Source organism: Pseudomonas sp. C9D1, assembly GCF_056491235.1.
This window is the reverse complement of record NZ_JBSZIE010000002.1, coordinates 3736970-3752926: the sequence shown is the minus strand read 5'-3', so window position 1 is coordinate 3752926 and position 15957 is coordinate 3736970. Positions and strand designations below refer to the sequence as shown.

Sequence of the window (15957 nt, the reverse complement as noted above, 5' to 3'; positions counted from 1 at the left end):
CCCCGGGCGGGGCGGCGAGCCGTTGTAGCGTCAGGCGTCGGAGTCGGCGGATGCCTTGTAGGCGGCGGCGTCCAGCAGCTTGTCCAGCTCGGCGGTGTTGGCCGGCTTGAGCTTGAAGAACCAGGCGCCGTAGGGATCGTTGTTGACCTCTTCAGGGGAGTCGGTCAGCAGCTGGTTGACGGCGATCACCTCACCGGAAACCGGCGAGTAGATGTCGGAAGCGGCTTTCACCGACTCGACGACACCGGCTTCCTGGCCCGCAGCCAGGGTCTTGCCGACATCCGGCAGCTCGACGAAGACCACGTCGCCCAGGGCTTCCTGGGCATGGTCGGAAATGCCCACGGTAACGCTGCCATCGGCTTCCAGGCGGGCCCACTCGTGGCTGGGGGCGTAACGCAGATCGGCGGGGATATTGCTCATTGTTCAGGCTCCTCAAGGACGGCGGCGGTCGGCCCGCCAGGAAAATTTAGATCAAGGCTTTGCCATTGCGTACAAAGTTCGGCTGGACGACGCGAACCGGGTACCACTTACCGCGAATTTCCACTTCGGCGCGCTCGCAGGTCCCCGCCGGCAGGCGGGCCAGGGCGATGGACTTGCCCAGGGTGGGCGAGAAGCTGCCACTGGTGATTTCACCGTCGCCCACGCCTTCCACCCGCACCACCTGGTGGGCGCGCAGCACGCCGCGCTCCTCCAGCACAAGGCCGACCAGCTTGGGCTGGGCACCACCGGCGCGCTGGGCCTCCAGCACGTCACGGCCGATGAAGTCGCGGCCGGCGGGCTCCCAGGCGATGGTCCAGGCCAGGTTCGAGGCCAGGGGCGAGTTGTCTTCGTCCATGTCCTGGCCGTAGAGGTTCAGGCCCGCTTCCAGGCGCAGGGTGTCGCGGGCGCCGAGGCCGATGGGCGCGATACCGGCACCCACCAGCTCGTTGAGGAAGCCGGCCGCCTGGTCACGGGGCAGCATGATTTCCAGGCCATCCTCGCCGGTATAACCGGTGCGGGCGATGAACCAGTCGCCCTCGGGCAGGCCCTGGAAGGGCTTGAGTTCGTGGATCAGGGAGGCGCGGGCGCTGCTCACCAGCTCGGCGGTGCGGTGGCGGGCGGCGGGGCCCTGGATGGCGAGCATGGCCAGTTCACTGCGCTCGTCGAGGCGCACGTCGAAGCCGTCGGCCTGCTTGTGCATCCAGGCCAGGTCCTTGTCGCGGGTGGCGGCGTTGACCACCAGGCGGTAGCCGCTGGTGGTGAGGTAGACGATGAGGTCGTCGACCACGCCGCCACGCTCGTTGAGCATCGCGCTGTAGAGGGCTTTGCCGGGGGTCTTGAGGCGCTCGACGTCGTTGCTCAGTAGGCGCTGGAGATAGGCCTGGGCCTGGCTGCCGGCTACGTCCACCACCGTCATGTGGGACACATCGAAGACGCCGCAATCGGTCCGCACCTGATGGTGCTCATCGACTTGCGAGCCGTAGTGCAGCGGCATGTCCCAGCCACCGAAATCGACCATCTTGGCCCCCAACGCCAGGTGCAGATCGTAGAGGGGGGTACGCTGTCCCATGGGTTTCTCCTTCCGGGCTTGGCGAAGATGCGGACGGGCGCTGGAACCCTTGTCGGGCCTGGCTTTCCGTGGCCTCGACGGCAGGTCGTGGCGCCCTTTCAGGCAGACGCGCCGCAACGAATGGCGCGCATTGTAGCCGCAAGGCGGAAGACTGGACACCCGACGGCTGACCCAGCGGTCACGTCATGTTTCAGCGCCCGAAGCCCCGGGCGGAACGGCGGATCAGGCCGATGACCGGCAGCAGCCCGACCAGCACCAGGCTCAGGGCCGGCAGCGACGCGCGGGCCCATTCGCCTTCGCTGGTCATCTCGAAGATGCGCACCGCCAGCGTGTCCCAGCCGAAGGGGCGCATCAGCAGGGTGGCGGGCATTTCCTTGAGTACGTCGACGAACACCAGCAGCGCCGCACTCAAGGCGCCGGGCACCAGCAGCGGCAGGTAGACCCGCAGGAACAGGCGCGGGCCACCCACGCCGAGGCTGCGCGAAGCCTCCGGCAGCGACGGCCGGATGCGCGCCAGGGCACCTTCCAGCGGCCCGTGGGCCACCGCCATGAAGCGCACCAGGTAGGCCAGCAGCAGCGCCGTCAGGCTGCCCAGCAGCAGCGGCTTGCCGGCGCCACCGAGCCAGCCGGAAAGCGGCACCACCAGCTCGCGGTCGAGCCAGCTGAAAGCCAGCATGATGGCCACCGCCAGCACCGAGCCCGGCAGCGCGTAGCCCAGGTTGGCCAGGCCCACGGCGGCGCGGATCGGCCGGGTCGGCTCCAGGCGCCGGGCGAACACCAGCAGCAACGCCACCGAGACCGTGATCAGCGCGGCCATGGCGCCCAGGTAGAGGCTGTGCAGCACCAGCCCCAGGTAGCGCTCGTCGAGGTCGAAACGGCCGCGCTGCCAGCACCAGGCGAGCAGCTGCAGCAGGGGGATGACGAAGGCGCAGGCGAACACCAGGCCGCACCAGGCGCTGGCCGCCCAGGCACGAACGCCGCGCAGGTGATACAGGGCGGCGCCACGGGGCCGTTCGCTGGCCGGCCGGGTCACGCCCCGAGCGCGGCGTTCGCCGTAGAGCACCAGGCACACGCCGAGCAGCAGCAGGCTGGCCAGCTGGGCTGCGGTGCCAAGGCTGAAGAAGCCGTACCAGGTCTTGTAGATGGCGGTGGTGAAGGTGTCGAAGTTGAACACCGAGACGGCACCGAAATCGGCCAGGGTCTCCATGATTGCCAGGGCCAGCCCGGCGCCGATGGCTGGCCGCGCCATGGGCAGGGCCACGCGCCAGAACGCCTGCCAAGGGCTGAGCCCGAGGGTGCGTGCAGCTTCCATCAACCCGCGCCCTTGGGCCAGGAAGGCGCTGCGCGCCAGCAGGTAGACGTAGGGGTAGAACACCAGCACCAGCACGGTGATCACGCCGCCGGTGGAGCGCACCCGGGGCAGGCGCACGCCGCTGCCGAACCACTCGCGCAGCTGGCTCTGCACCGGCCCGGAGAAGTCGAACAGGCCGATGAAGACGAAGGCCAGCACGTAGGCGGGGATGGCGAAGGGCAGCATCAGCGCCCAGTCCAGCCAGCGCCGGCCGGGAAACTCGCAGAGGCTGGTGAGCCAGGCCAGGCTGACGCCCAGCAGCGTGACCCCAAGGCCGACGCCGAGCACCAGCACCAGGCTGTTGCCCAGGAGGCGCGGCAGTTGGGTGTCCCACAGGTGCGCCCAGATCTCGCGATCCACCTCGTGCCAGGACAGCACCAGCACGCAGAGCGGCAGCAGTACCAGGGCGGCGATGGCGAAGGTGACGGGGTACCAGCGGCACTGGGCGGGACGCTTCAAGCGGAACTCTCGGGCAGAGCGGGAAGGGGGATGACACGGGGCGCCCGGGTGAGCGCCCCGTGGAGGGGTCAGTGCCAGCCGACCCGGTCCATCATGCGGATGGCTTCGGCCTGGCGCTTGCCGGTGACTTCCACCGGTACGTCATCAGCCTTGAAGGCCCCCCAGGCGGCCACTTCGGCCGAGGGCTTCACCGCCGGGTTGGCGGGGAATTCCTGATTGACCCCGGCGAACAGGCTCTGCGCCTCGGGGGTGGTCATCCACTCCACCAGTGCCTTGGCCGCTTCGGGATGGGGCGCGTGGCGGGTCAGGCCGATGCCGGAGAGGTTGACGTGCACGCCCCGGTCGGCCTGGTTGGGCCAGAACAGCTTGGCGCGCAGTTGCGGGTTCTGCTGGTGCAGGCGCCCGTAGTAGTAGGTGTTGACGATGCCGACGTCGCACTGGCCGGCGTCCACCGCCTGGATCACCGCGTTGTCGTCGGCGAAGGGGTCGGTGGCCAGGTTGTTGACCCAGCCCTTGAGCACCTTCTCCGCCTCGGCGGCGCCGCGGGCCTCGATCAGGGTGGCGGTCAGCGACTGGTTGTAGACCTTCTTCGAGGAGCGCAGGCACAGGCGGCCTTCCCAGTTGGCGTCGGCCAGGGCCTCGTAAGTGGAAAGTTCTTCCGGCTTCACCCGGTCGGTGGAGTAGACGATGGTGCGCGCGCGCAGCGAGAGGCCGGTCCAGCTGTCGCTGCCGGAGCGATATTGCGCGGGGATGTTGGCCTTGATGGCGGGGGAGCTGAAGGGCTGCAGGATGCCCATCTGTTCGGCCTGCCAGAGGTTGCCGCCGTCCACGGTGAGCAGTAGGTCTGCCACGCCGTTCTCGCCCTCAGCCTTGATGCGCTGCATCAGCGGGGCTTCCTTGTCGGTGATGAACGTGATGGGGACGCCGGTCTTCGCGGTGTAGGCGTCGAACACCGGCTTGATCAGCTCGTCGATGCGTGACGAATAGACCACCACTTCATCGGCCGCCTGGACGGAGGTGGCACCCAGGCCGATGGCCAGGAGCGTGAGCAGGGAGTTGCGCGCCTTCATTTGCGAATGCCTCGCGGTAGCCAAAAAGGAGCCAGATGATAATCAACCTCAGTTGGCATCCGGCTCCGCTTTGTATGACGAGGTGTTTCGCCCGGGCCGCGAGCGCGGCCCGGGATCAGACGCGAGCGAGCTCCGGCAGGTCGCCGGACAGGCCCAGGGCCTGGCGCACGAACAGCGCCTTGGCCTCGGGCAGGCCGTCCACCAGGCCCAGCCCGGCGTTGCGCAGCCAGCGCAGGGGCAGCGGGTCGGCCTGGAACAGGCGCTGGAAGCCTTCCATCGCCGCCATCATCCCCAGGTTGTGCGGCATGCGTCGGCGCTCGAAGCGGCTGAGCACACGTTCATCGGCCAGGCGCTCGCCACGTCCATGGGCGTGCAGCAGCACCTCGGCCAGCACGGCGGCGTCGAGGAAGCCGAGGTTGACGCCCTGCCCGGCCAGCGGGTGGATGGTGTGGGCAGCGTCGCCGACCAGTGCCAGGCCCGGTTCCACGTAGCGCTTGGCGTGGCGCTGGCGCAGCGGGATGCACAGGCGCGGGTCGGCGGCCTCGATGCGGCCGAGGCGATGCTCGAAGGCCTTGCCCAGTTCAACGCGGAAGGCCTCGTCGTCCAGCGCCATGAGGCGCGTGGCCTGCTCGGGCGTGGTGGACCAGACGATGGAGCACCAGTGCTCGTCGCCCTGGCGGTCCAGGGGCAGGAAGGCCAGCGGGCCGTCGTCGGTGAAGCGTTGCCAGGCGGTGCGGCGGTGCGGTTGCTCGCAACGCACGCTGGTGACGATGGCGTGGTGCAGGTAATCCCACTCGCGGGTGGCGCAGCCGGCCAGGCGGCGCACGGCGGAGTTGGCGCCGTCGGCGGCGATCACCAGCGGGGCGCGCAGTTCGCGGCCGTCCACCAGGGTCAGCAGCCAGTCATCGCCGGAGCGGCGCAGGTTTTCCAGGCGGGCATTGGGCAGCAGGCCGACGCCGCTGTCGTGCAGGGGCTCCAGCAGGGCCTCCTGGATCACCCGGTTCTCGACGATGTGGCCGAGCACCTCGGCATGCACGCTGGCGGCGGAGAAGTGGATGTTGCCGGTGCCGGAACCGTCCCAGACCTGCATCTCGCCATAGGGGCTGGCGCGGCGCGCGGCGACGCCGTCCCAGGCGCCGAGGCGCTGGAGGATGCGCTGGCTGGCGACGGACAGGGCGCTGACCCGGGGCTCGAAGGCGGCCTCGGCGTCGAAGGGCTTGATGCTCAGGGGGCTGCCGTCGATCAGGATGATCTCCAGGCCGCTGTCCTTGAGCGCCAGGCCGAGGGCACTGCCCACCATGCCGGCACCGACGATGATCAGATCCGCTTGCATGTGCATTCCTTAGGCGGCTTGCCGCGCGCGCGGCTTGAGCCGCACATAGAGTGTCTTGTGCACCCTGGCGACCAGGGTGCCTTCGCCGTCGTGCACGTCGACGTGCAGCTCGGGCAGGTATTTGTCACCGTCAGCGGTGTGCTGGCGGATGCGTTCCAGCAACCCGTCGTCGACCCGGAACTCGGCGTAGACCGGGCCTTTGCCGGGGGAGACGAAGTCGATGCTGGCGGCCTTGTCCCAGACGATGTAATCGCGCCCGAGCAGGTTCATCAGCATCAACATGAAGAAGGGGTCGGTCATGCTGTAGAGCGAGCCGCCGAACTGGGTGCCGACGTAGTTGCGGTTGTACCAGCCCAGCGCCAGTTTGACTCGTACCAGACGGAAGTCTGCGCTGATCTGCCGCACGCGAACACCCGCCCCGAGGTAGGGCGGGTAGATGTTCAGCGCCCAGCGCAGGAAGCGCGCCTTGCGCGCCATTGAACGGTCGTGCATGACGCGGCTCAGATGGGGCGGGTGCCCAGGCCCATGGCCTGGCGAGCGAACCAGCGCTTGGCGGGCGGTAGCAGGTCGAGCCCGAGCAGCCCCAGGTTGCGCCCGCTGGCCAGCAACGGCTCCTTGTTGGAAAACAGGCGGGTCACCTGGTCGGAGAAGCCGACGGTGAGGTCCTGGTCCAGGCGCTGGCTGTCGAGGTAGCGCTGCAGGGTGGCGAAGTCGCCCAGGGGCGCCTCGCTGGCCAGCAGCGTTTCGGCCAGGGCCACGGTGTCACGCAGGGACAGGTTGTAGCCCTGCCCGGCGATGGGGTGCAGGCTGTGGGCGGCGTTGCCCAGCACCACCAGGTTGGCGCGCACCTGCTCCTCGGCTTCCACCAGGGTCAGCGGGTAGAGGTGCCGCGCCCCCACCTGGTTGAAGGCGCCCAGGCGGTAGCCGAAGGCTTCCTGCAGCTCGGCGAGGAAGGCACGGTCGTCGAGGCGCGACAGGCGCTCGGCGTCCTTGCCCGGGCGGGTCCAGACCAGCGCGCAGCGGTTGTCCGCCACCGGCAGCATGGCCATCGGGCCTTCGTCGGTGAAGCGTTCGAAGGCCTGGCCGCGATGGGCTTCCATGGGGCTGACGTTGGCGATCAGCGCGGTCTGCCCATAGGGGTTGCGCTTGACGCCGATGCCCAGCTGCTCGCGCAGGCCGGAGCGGCCGCCATCGGCCAGCACGGCCAGGTCGCAATCGAGCTGGGTGTCATCGTTGAGGCTGAGGCGATAGCCGTCCGCCAGGGGCTCCATGCGCACCACCTCGGCGGGGCATTGCCAGGTGACCACATCGGCATCCAGCGCCTGCCACAGGCACTGGCCGAGCCAGGCGTTCTCCACCACGTAGCCGAGCGCCGGGACGCCCTCCTCGATGGCCGCCAGGCGCGCGGCGCCGAAGCGGCCGCGATCGGACACGTGGATCTGCAGGATCGGCTCGGCACGGCGGGCGATGGCCTGCCAGAGGCCGAGGCGCTCGTAGATCTGCCGGGTGCCGAAGGACAGCGCGGAGGAGCGGGCGTCATAGCTCGGCTGGTAGCTGTCGCCCGGGGCGAAGGGTTCGATCAGGGTGATCTTCCAGCCCCGCGCCTTGGCGCCTTCCTGCAGGGCCAGGGCCAGGCTGGCGCCTACGAGGCCGCCGCCGATGATTGCCAGTTGGGTGCGTTGCATCATGCGGCCTCGGTACGTGCGGCGGCCATCAGGGCCTCGATTTCGGCGACCGTCTTGGGTACGCCACCGGTGAGGATCTCGCAGCCCTTCTTGGTCACCACCACGTCGTCCTCGATGCGCACGCCGATGCCACGCCACTTCTTCGCCACGTTCTGGTTGTCCACGGCGATGTAGATGCCGGGCTCGACGGTCATGGCCATGCCGGGCTCCAGCACGCGCCACTCGCCGCCGACCTTGTATTCGCCGACGTCGTGCACGTCCATGCCCAGCCAGTGGCCGGCACGGTGCATGTAGAAGGGTTTGTAGGCTTCGCTGGCGATCAGTTCGGCAACATCGCCCTGGAGCAGGCCGAGTTCCACCAGCCCGGCGGTGATCACCCGCACGGTGGCTTCATGGGCTTCGTTCCAGTGCTTGCCGGGGGCGATCTCGAGGAAGGCGGCTTCCTGGGAGGCCAGCACCAGCTCGTAGATGGCCTTCTGCTCGGGGCTGAAGCGGCCGCTGACGGGGAAGGTGCGGGTGATGTCGCTGGCGTAGCAGTCCAGCTCGCAGGCGGCGTCGATCAGCACCAGGTCGCCGTCCTTCAGCTGCGCGTCGTTCTCGCGGTAGTGGAGGATGCAGGCATTGCGGCCCGCCGCGACGATGGAGCCGTAGGCCGGCATCTTCGCGCCGCCCTTGCGGAACTCATATTCCAGCTCGGCTTCCAGGCTGTATTCGTAGAGGCCGGCACGGGCGGCCTGCATGGCACGCACATGGGCACGGGCAGAGACCTCGCCGGCCTCGCGCATGACCTTGACCTCGGCGGCCGACTTGTACAGGCGCATGTCGTGCAGCAGGTGGTCGAGGGCGACGAATTCGTTCGGCGGCTGCGCACCCTGGCGCGCCTTGGAGCGGATCACGTTGACCCACTCCATCAGGTGCTGGTCGAACTCGGGGTTGGTGCCGATGGAGTAGTAGACGCGCTCGCGGCCTTCGATGAGGCCGGGGAGGATGTCGTCGATATCGCCGATGGGGAAGGCGTCGTCGGCACCGTACTCGCCGATGGCGCCGTCCTGGCCGGCACGCAGGCCGTCCCACAGCTCGCGCTCCGGGTCACGCTCGCGGCAGAAGAGCACGTACTCGCCGTGCTCGCGACCGGGGATCAGCACCAGCACCGCCTCGGGCTCGGGGAAGCCGCTGAGGTACTGGAAGTCGCTGTCCTGGCGGTACACGTGCTCGACGTCACGGTTGCGGATGTGAACCGGCGCCGCCGGCAGGATGGCGATGCTGTTGGGCACCATCTGCGCCATGAGGGCCTTGCGACGACGGGCGAATTCGGACTTCGGGATACGGGTCATGCGCGCTCCTTACCAAGGGGCGCCCATGCGCCCGTGACGCGGGTTCAATGCAGAGAGGTTTTCGGCGCTGGAGCCACCGGCGCGGGCTTGCGGGCACACTCGCTGAACAACAGCAGGGGCGCCACGCGCAGGTACTCCATCACTTCCATGTAGTCGGTCTCGCCGTCCTCGGAATCTTCCAGGGCGCTTTGCACCTGGGCGATGGAGGCGAGGTCCTGAAGCACTTCGACCGCCTCGCCGGACAGTGCGCCTTCGCGAGCGGTCAGGCCGAAGCCGCCGAGGAAGCCCTGGCACCACTGGCCAAGGGCGGCGGCGCGATCGGCCAGCGGCGTTTCGTCGTCGGGCAGCAGCAGCACGACAGCCATCTCGCTGCCGGTGAGTTCGTCCTTGACCATCTCCTGCAGGCCGATCAGGGCCTGGCGCAGGTTGTCCTGTGGCTCAGCGCCGAGCAGCTCGGCGGCATCCTCCAGCCAGGGCTCGGGATCGAAGCCGGCGCCGGCGCAGCTGCGCCCCAGCAGAAGGCCATGGAGCTCGGCAGGGGAGACGGGCTGACCGCTGGTGGCGAGCAGGGTGGCGAAGGCGGAATACGGGGAATTGGAACTGGGCATGGGTGGCTAGGCGCCAGACGGCGCAATCACTAGAATGACGGCCTCGTATCCTAGCATCGGCACGCGCGCCAAGACCATCGACCGCCGCCGACGGGTTTGACCCTGGATCGGGCCGTTCCTATATAGTCCGACCCTTCATCGCCCAAGTAGAGAGCCCATGGAAGACGCGGAACTGCAAGCCCTCACCGCCAAGCTGGAGCTCCTGATCCAGCGCGTTGAGCAGCTCAAGTCGCAAAACCGGCAACTGCAGGCGGCTGAAAAAGCCTGGAAAGAAGAACGCGCCCATCTGATCGAAAAGAACGAAATGGCCCGGCAGAAGGTCGAAGCGATGATTTCGCGCCTGAAAGCCCTGGAGCAGGATTCATGACCCAGCCGAATACCGTCACTGTCCACATCATGGACAAGGAATATTGCATCGCCTGTCCTTCGGACGAGCGCGCCAACCTGGAGAGCGCAGCCCGCTACCTGGACGGCAAGATGCGCGAGATCCGCACCAGCGGCAAGGTCATCGGCGCCGACCGCGTCGCCGTGATGGCGGCTCTCAACATCACCCACGAACTGCTGCACAAGCAGGAGCGCCTCGACCAGGAAGCGACCTCGACCCGCGAACGCGTGCGTGACCTGCTGGAGCGTGTCGATCATGCGCTCGCCGCTGATCCGGATGGACACGAAGCCTGACGCCAGAGCCTTCTGTTGGGGTATACTCGCCGGCAGCTCCCTGGTGTGTTTGCCAGTCGGTGATGTCCCTGAGCCGATACGCACAACCACGGGGGTTGTAAGTGGGGCCGGTGTGCATGTCCGCCTGACGGAAAGCCTTAACGCCTCCTGCAACCTCCACCTTGAACTTTCGGGTTCAAGGGCTAAACCGACAGCGGCATAACCGGGGAGTCGTACCCTTCATGATCAGCGCCGGCACTCTCTCCCGCCCGGCCCTGCGGCGCCTACTCAGGCAGACACGCCGCACTCTCTCTCCTCTCGAACAGCGACGCGCCGCCCGCGACCTCTACCGCCAACTGGCCCAGCATCCGCTGTTCCGCCGTGCGCGCCATGTGGCGCTGTACCTGCCGGCCGACGGCGAGATCGACCCGCGCCCGCTGCTGCGCGAGGCCCAGAAGCGCGGCAAGGCCACCTACCTGCCGGTGCTCAAGGCCTGGCCGCCGACGCGCATGGTGTTCCAGCGCCTGCGCCCGGGCGAGAAACTGGTGCGCAACCGCTTCCGTATTCTCGAGCCCCGCGCCAATCAGTCGCAGCAACGGCCGGTCTGGACACTCGACCTGGTGCTGTTGCCGCTGGTGGGTTTCGACGAGGAAGGCGGGCGCCTGGGAATGGGGGGCGGTTTCTATGACCGCAGCCTGGCGTACCGCGCGCGGCGCAAAAATTGGCAGAAGCCGACGCTGCTGGGGCTGGCCCATGAATGCCAGAAGGTGGATCGCTTGCCGTTGGCCAGCTGGGATGTGCGCCTGCAGGCGACGGTGACGGACGGGGACTGGTATCGCGGAAACTGAAGCGGCGCCGCGTTCCTTGCGGCGCCCTCGGAAATCAGGGCTGCTGGATGCTGACCGGCGCGCCTTGGCGCTGTTCCCACAGGCTCTGGGTGTAACCCGTGGTAACCACGCCCAGGCCGAAGAGTATGACCAGTACCCAGAGAAGATCGGGTTTGCGTTTCATCGGATTGCCTCCCCCTTCAAGGCAAACGTGCCGCGATGACTTGCGGCGGGTGCTTTTAATTATGGGCTGCCTGGCGGCATCCGGCTTAAAGTGCGGCATTCTCCGGCAACGATGGGGAACACGCAATTTATGACGCCAGCCGACCGTCGGCCCGTTGGTGATTTTTCGTCCGCGACAAGGACCGGACGGCAGGAGCAAAGTTCATGCCTTATTGGTTGATGAAATCGGAACCCGACGAACTGTCGATCCATGACCTGCAACGACTGGGTCGTGCACGCTGGGATGGGGTGCGCAATTACCAGGCGCGCAACTTCATGCGTGCCATGCAGGAGGGCGAATTGTTCTTCTTCTACCACTCCAGCTGCCCGGAACCGGGCATCGCCGGGATCGCCCGCATCGTCGGCGCCACCTACCCGGACCCGACGGCCCTGGACCCGCAAAGCCACTACTTCGACGCCAAGGCCAGCCCCGAGAAGAACCCCTGGAGCGCCCTGGACGTCGAATTCGTCGAGGCATTCCCTACGGTCATCCCGCTGGCGACGCTGAAGGCGCAAGCGGCACTGGATGCGATGCCGCTGGTGCAGAAGGGGTCGCGCCTCTCGGTGATGCCGGTGCGCGACGAGGAATGGCAGGCGATGCTCGCGCTGCGCTGAGCGCGAGCTCAGGCCCGGTCAGCTCAGGGCTGGATGATCAGGTTGTTGAACAGCAGGTCGTCCACCAGGGGCTTGCCTTCTTCCTGCTGCAGCACCTGCTGCACCTGCTTGAGCGCTTCCTGGCGCAGCTTCTCCTTGCTGTCCGGCGTGGCCAGGCTGTCGTCGGTCTGCTGGGAGAAGAGCATCACCAGCTGATTGCGGATCAGCGGCTCGTGGTACTCCACCGACTTGGCCGCGTCCGCGCCCGCCACCTGCAGGGAGATATCGGCCTTGTAGTACTTCAGCTTGGGGCCCGCCCCGTAGTTGCCCACCAGCGCTGGCGTCAGGCCGACGTAGGCGATCTTCGGGGCTTCGCCCTCCTTGGGTTCTTCCTTCTCCTCGTTGGCCAGGGCGGCGAAGGGGATGAGCAGGGCCAGCAGCAGTGCGAGGGTGGTTTTCACGGGTGTGATTCCTGAATAAGCGTGCGACTAGCATAGCCAGACCTGCTCGCCGGCCCAAGCCCGACGCTTATGCACGGCTATCAGGCCAGGCCATGCTCGTTGACCCACCGGGCGGGCTACCTACACTGCCAAGCCATCAGGCCAACCTGCCGCGCCCTTCGCGCCGGCATCCACGTTGAGGAAGCGTCCATGAAAGCCGTCCTGTGCAAAGCCTTCGGCCCAGCCGAAACCCTGGTGCTCGAAGAGGTTGCCAGCCCCGAGCCGAAGAAGAACGAAGTGCTGATCGACGTGCATGCCGCCGGGGTCAACTTCCCCGATACGCTGATCATCGAGGGCAAGTACCAGTTCAAGCCGCCGTTCCCCTTCTCCCCGGGTGGCGAAGCGGCCGGCACCGTTGCCGCCGTCGGCGAGAAGATCACTCACCTCAAGCCCGGCGACCGGGTCATGGCGCTGACCGGCTGGGGCAGCTTCGCCGAGCAGGTGGCCGTGCCCGGCTACAACGTGATGCCGATCCCCAAGGGCATCGACTTCAATTCCGCCGCCGCCTTCGGCATGACCTACGGCACCTCCATGCACGCCCTCAAGCAGCGCGCCAACCTGCAGCCGGGCGAGACCCTGCTCGTGCTCGGCGCCTCCGGCGGCGTCGGCCTGGCGGCGGTGGAGATCGGCAAGGCCATGGGTGCCAAGGTGATCGCCGCGGCCAGCAGCGCCGAGAAGCTGGCAGTGGCCAAGGCTGCCGGCGCCGACGAGCTGATCAACTACAGCGAGTCGAGCCTCAAGGAGAAGGTCAAGGAACTCACCGGCGGCCAGGGCGCGGACGTGATCTACGACCCGGTGGGCGGCGATCTGTTCGACGAAGCCATCCGCTCCATCGCCTGGAACGGCCGCCTGCTGGTGGTCGGCTTCGCCAGCGGCCGCATCCCCGAGCTGCCGGTGAACCTCACCCTGCTCAAGGGTGCCGCAGTGGTGGGCGTGTTCTGGGGCTCCTTCGCCCAGCGCCAGCCCCAGGACAACCTGGCCAACTTCCAGCAACTGTTCGCCTGGCACGCCGAAGGCAAGCTCAAGCCGCTGGTCTCCCAGGTGTTCCCCCTGGAGAAATCCGCCGACGCCATCAACGCCCTCGGCCAGCGCAAGGCTGTCGGCAAGGTGGTCGTGAAGGTCCGCTAGTTCGACGAGCAGTACTGGGCCCGCCCCCGCCACGAAACGGGGGCGGGCCCTTTTCTTTCCGGGTGCCTTAACCAGCCGCCAGCAGCGGTGCCGGACGACGGCGGAACCAGTCGCTGGCCTGCTCGTAGGCGTGGGCCAGTTGCAGCACCGCCATGTCCTTCTGGTGCGGGCCGATGATCTGCAGCCCCATGGGCAGGCCGTCGCCGTTGAACCCTGCCTGCACGTTGGCCACCGGGCAGCCCGACAGGGTTCCGGGGATCACCACTTCCATCCAGCGGTGGTAGGTGTCCATCGCCACGCCTTCGATCACCTGTGGCCAGTGTTGCGTCTTGTCGAAGGGGAACACCTGGGCGCTGGGCAGCAGCAGGTAGTCGAAGCGCTCGAACAGCCGGCTGATGGCGCGGTACCAGTCGCTGCGGGCCGCCGAGGCGCGGTAGACCTGCTGGCCGGTCAGGCGCTGGCCGTTCTCCACTTCCCAGCAGGCTTCCGGCTTGAGCTGCACGCGCGTCGTCGGGTCGTCATAGGCCGCCCCCAGGCCGCCGGCCACCAGCCAGTGGCGCAGGGTCAGCCAGGTGTCCCAGAGCCGCTCGCGGGGGAAGCCGAGGCTCGTCTCCTCCACCACGCAGCCCAGCGTCTCGAAATCCTTCAGAGCGGTGCGGCACAGCTCCAGCACGCCACGCTGCATCGGCAGCTGGCCGTCGAGGTCGCCCAGCCAGCCCAGGCGCGCACCCTTGAAGTCGCGCTGCAACGAGCCGGCGAAGGCCGCGCCATCGCCGGGGATGGACAGCGGCGCGCGGGCATCGCCGCCGGCCTGCACCGAGAGCAGCAGGGCCACGTCTCGCACGCTGCGGCCCATCGGGCCCTCGTAGCCGAGCTGGTCGAAGAACAGGTCGGCGCTGTCGTCGAAGGGCACGCGGCCCTGGGACGGGCGGAAGCCGATGATATTGTTGAAGGCCGCCGGGTTGCGCAGCGAGCCCATCATGTCGCTGCCATCGGCCACCGGCACCAGGTGCAGCGCCAGGGCCGCCGCCGCGCCGCCGCTGCTGCCGCCGGCCGTACGGCTCGGGTCGAAGGCGCAGCCGGTGGCACCGAACAGCGGGTTGTAGCTCTGCGAGCCGAGGCCGAATTCCGGCGTGTTGCTCTTGCCGATGAAGATCGCCCCAGCGGCGCGCAGGCGCTCGGCCATGATGCCGTCACGCGCCGGCACATGGTCGCGGAACAGCGGCGAGCCGTAGGTGGTGGTGATGCCCTTGACTGCCGAGAGGTCCTTCACCGCATGGGGTAGCCCGTGCATCCAGCCCCTGTGGGTGCCACGCGCCAGCTCGGCGTCGCGCTCGTCGGCCTGGGCCAGCAGCGCGTCCGCCGGCTGCAGGCTGACCAGCGCATTGACCGCCGGGTTGAAGCGCTCGATATGGGCCAGGTAATCCAGCATCACCTCGCGGCAGGACACATCGCGCGTGCGGATGCGCTCGGCCAGCTCGGCGGCCGGCAGCCGCACCAGTTCGCTGATCGGGGTTGCATGACTCATGGGCAGTGTTCTCGTTCCGTCTCGTTCTGGTTATGCGCCCCCGCACCGGCGGGGGCGGTGTTCATCAACGCATCAGGTTGGTCCACAGGCGGTCGGCCAGGCGGATGGCGCCAGCGCCGCAGGTCTGGCTGAACACCACCTTGGTGCCCTCGGGGATGTGCAGCTCGGGCGCGTCCTTGAGGCCCGGCTCGAGGTAGGGCTCGACGCCCTGCACCGGGCTCTGGTGCTTGAGGAAATTCTGCGTCAGCGCGGCGTTCTCCGGCTGGCTGAGGAAGGCGATGAAGGCTTTGGCGTTATCGAGGTTGCGCGCGCCCTTGGGGATCACCAGGTTATCCACCCAAGCCATCACGCCTTCCTTCGGGTACAGGTATTCGAGGCTCGGCTTCATCTCCCGCGCGCGCAGCGAGGAACCGCCCCAGAACATCGACATGTCCAGCTCGCCGGCCGCCAGGCTCTCGCGGATGGCACCGGCCTTGGAGCTGTAGGTGCGCACATGGGGTTTCTGTTCCTTGAGCAGCGCCAGCACCTGCTGCATCTGCTTGGGGTCCTCGCTGCACAGCGGGATGCCCAGGTAGAGGCTGGCGGTGTCGATCACCTCGCTGACCGAGTCGAACATGTTGATGCGCCCCTGCAGCTCCGCCGGCGGCTTGAACAACAGTGCGTAGCTGTCCGCCTCGCCCTGGTAGCGCTCGCGGTTGACCACCACGCTGGTGGTGCCCCAGATGAAGGGCGCGGCATAGGCGCCCTGCGGGTCCCAGGCGGGCTTCTGCAGGTTGGCGGTGAAGCCCTGGTAGTAGGCCTCCTTGCCGGGTTCGAAGCGCTCCAGCAACTGCTCCTGGATGAGGATCGGCACGAACTGGTGCGAGGGTATGGCGACGTCGTAGCCGGCGCCGCCCTGCTTGAGCTTGGCCAGCAGCGTCTCGTTGGAGTCGTAGGAGTCCACCGTGACCTTGATGCCGTTCTCCTTCTCGAACTTCTCCAGGATCTGCGGTGAGAAATAGCCGCTCCAACTGATGACGTTGAGCGTGCCGGCGGCCTGCGCGTCGGCAGCCAGGGCGAGGCCCAGCGAAGTACCCAGAACAGCGATCAGCTTTTTCATGCGTCAATTCTCC

General features: G+C 67.8%; 18 protein-coding genes and 1 other RNA gene. 6 read left to right on the top strand and 13 right to left on the bottom strand.

Features of this window, described 5'->3' with window-relative positions:
* Positions 1-30: 30 nt before the first annotated feature.
* From gcvH to ACXI0U_RS25160, 9 genes are all read right to left on the bottom strand, one after another.
* Complete coding sequence (gene gcvH / locus ACXI0U_RS25200; RefSeq protein ID WP_021218224.1) at positions 31-420, bottom strand: glycine cleavage system protein GcvH; 390 nt, start codon at positions 418-420, stop codon at positions 31-33.
* Positions 421-466: 46 nt separating this feature from the next.
* Positions 467-1549 carry a glycine cleavage system aminomethyltransferase GcvT gene (gene gcvT, locus ACXI0U_RS25195; protein WP_479550983.1) on the bottom strand — a complete coding sequence of 361 codons (1083 nt, stop codon included), beginning with the start codon at positions 1547-1549 and terminating at the stop codon, positions 467-469.
* 190 nt (positions 1550-1739) lie between these two features.
* Entirely contained in the window at positions 1740-3359 is a 1620-nt protein-coding gene (locus tag ACXI0U_RS25190) for an ABC transporter permease (protein WP_479550982.1), read from the bottom strand.
* A gap of 68 nt (positions 3360-3427) precedes the next feature.
* Positions 3428-4429, bottom strand: a complete 1002-nt coding sequence (locus ACXI0U_RS25185; RefSeq protein ID WP_021218221.1) for an extracellular solute-binding protein — start codon at positions 4427-4429, stop codon at positions 3428-3430.
* Positions 4430-4544: 115 nt separating this feature from the next.
* Complete coding sequence (locus tag ACXI0U_RS25180; RefSeq protein WP_043244231.1) at positions 4545-5762, bottom strand: 2-octaprenyl-3-methyl-6-methoxy-1,4-benzoquinol hydroxylase; 1218 nt, start codon at positions 5760-5762, stop codon at positions 4545-4547.
* A gap of 9 nt (positions 5763-5771) precedes the next feature.
* Positions 5772-6254, bottom strand: coding sequence for a DUF4442 domain-containing protein (locus ACXI0U_RS25175; RefSeq protein WP_184488304.1), 483 nt, complete (start codon positions 6252-6254; stop codon positions 5772-5774).
* Between the two features lie 8 nt (positions 6255-6262).
* Positions 6263-7447 carry a 2-octaprenyl-6-methoxyphenyl hydroxylase gene (ubiH, locus tag ACXI0U_RS25170; RefSeq protein WP_043244252.1) on the bottom strand — a complete coding sequence of 395 codons (1185 nt, stop codon included), beginning with the start codon at positions 7445-7447 and terminating at the stop codon, positions 6263-6265.
* Positions 7447-8781 (bottom strand): Xaa-Pro aminopeptidase, encoded by a 1335-nt coding sequence (pepP, locus tag ACXI0U_RS25165; RefSeq protein WP_021218217.1) that lies wholly within the window; start codon positions 8779-8781, stop codon positions 7447-7449. The genes ubiH and pepP overlap by 1 nt, the downstream gene beginning before the upstream one ends.
* A 44-nt stretch (positions 8782-8825) precedes the next feature.
* The gene (locus ACXI0U_RS25160; RefSeq protein ID WP_431483129.1) at positions 8826-9389 is read right to left on the bottom strand and encodes a YecA/YgfB family protein; all 564 of its coding nucleotides are present in this window, start codon (positions 9387-9389) and stop codon (positions 8826-8828) included.
* A 157-nt stretch (positions 9390-9546) separates the two neighbouring features.
* Here ACXI0U_RS25160 and ACXI0U_RS25155 point away from each other — a divergent pair, with 157 nt between their 5' ends.
* The 4 genes from ACXI0U_RS25155 (at position 9547) to ACXI0U_RS25140 (ending at position 10894) form a co-directional block, all read left to right on the top strand.
* A complete protein-coding gene (locus tag ACXI0U_RS25155; protein ID WP_021218215.1) occupies positions 9547-9756 on the top strand; it encodes a TIGR02449 family protein in 210 nt (69 codons plus the stop codon).
* Complete coding sequence (locus tag ACXI0U_RS25150) at positions 9753-10067, top strand: cell division protein ZapA (protein WP_021218214.1); 315 nt, start codon at positions 9753-9755, stop codon at positions 10065-10067. Before ACXI0U_RS25155 ends, ACXI0U_RS25150 begins: the two co-directional genes overlap by 4 nt.
* 34 nt (positions 10068-10101) lie before the next feature.
* A non-coding RNA gene (ssrS, locus tag ACXI0U_RS25145) (6S RNA) lies at positions 10102-10280 on the top strand.
* An 8-nt stretch (positions 10281-10288) separates the two neighbouring features.
* Positions 10289-10894 (top strand): 5-formyltetrahydrofolate cyclo-ligase, encoded by a 606-nt coding sequence (locus ACXI0U_RS25140; RefSeq protein WP_431483128.1) that lies wholly within the window; start codon positions 10289-10291, stop codon positions 10892-10894.
* 34 nt (positions 10895-10928) lie between these two features.
* Here the strand turns inward: ACXI0U_RS25140 and ACXI0U_RS25135 are convergent, their stop codons facing one another.
* Positions 10929-11057 carry a hypothetical protein gene (locus ACXI0U_RS25135; RefSeq protein WP_021218212.1) on the bottom strand — a complete coding sequence of 43 codons (129 nt, stop codon included), beginning with the start codon at positions 11055-11057 and terminating at the stop codon, positions 10929-10931.
* 203 nt (positions 11058-11260) lie between these two features.
* Between ACXI0U_RS25135 and ACXI0U_RS25130 the strand changes: the two genes are divergently transcribed.
* On the top strand, positions 11261-11710 hold the full coding sequence (locus tag ACXI0U_RS25130) for an EVE domain-containing protein (protein WP_479550981.1): 450 nt from the start codon (positions 11261-11263) through the stop codon (positions 11708-11710).
* 23 nt (positions 11711-11733) lie between these two features.
* Here ACXI0U_RS25130 and ACXI0U_RS25125 read toward each other — a convergent pair whose 3' ends face one another.
* A complete protein-coding gene (locus ACXI0U_RS25125) occupies positions 11734-12150 on the bottom strand; it encodes a flagellar basal body-associated FliL family protein (RefSeq protein WP_021218210.1) in 417 nt (138 codons plus the stop codon).
* A gap of 189 nt (positions 12151-12339) precedes the next feature.
* Between ACXI0U_RS25125 and ACXI0U_RS25120 the strand changes: the two genes are divergently transcribed.
* A complete protein-coding gene (locus tag ACXI0U_RS25120) occupies positions 12340-13317 on the top strand; it encodes an NADPH:quinone oxidoreductase family protein (RefSeq protein WP_021218209.1) in 978 nt (325 codons plus the stop codon).
* 67 nt (positions 13318-13384) lie between these two features.
* Here ACXI0U_RS25120 and ACXI0U_RS25115 read toward each other — a convergent pair whose 3' ends face one another.
* Entirely contained in the window at positions 13385-14845 is a 1461-nt protein-coding gene (locus ACXI0U_RS25115; RefSeq protein WP_479550980.1) for an amidase, read from the bottom strand.
* A 64-nt stretch (positions 14846-14909) separates the two neighbouring features.
* Positions 14910-15944 (bottom strand): ABC transporter substrate-binding protein, encoded by a 1035-nt coding sequence (locus tag ACXI0U_RS25110; protein WP_479550979.1) that lies wholly within the window; start codon positions 15942-15944, stop codon positions 14910-14912.
* Positions 15945-15957 lie beyond the last annotated feature (13 nt).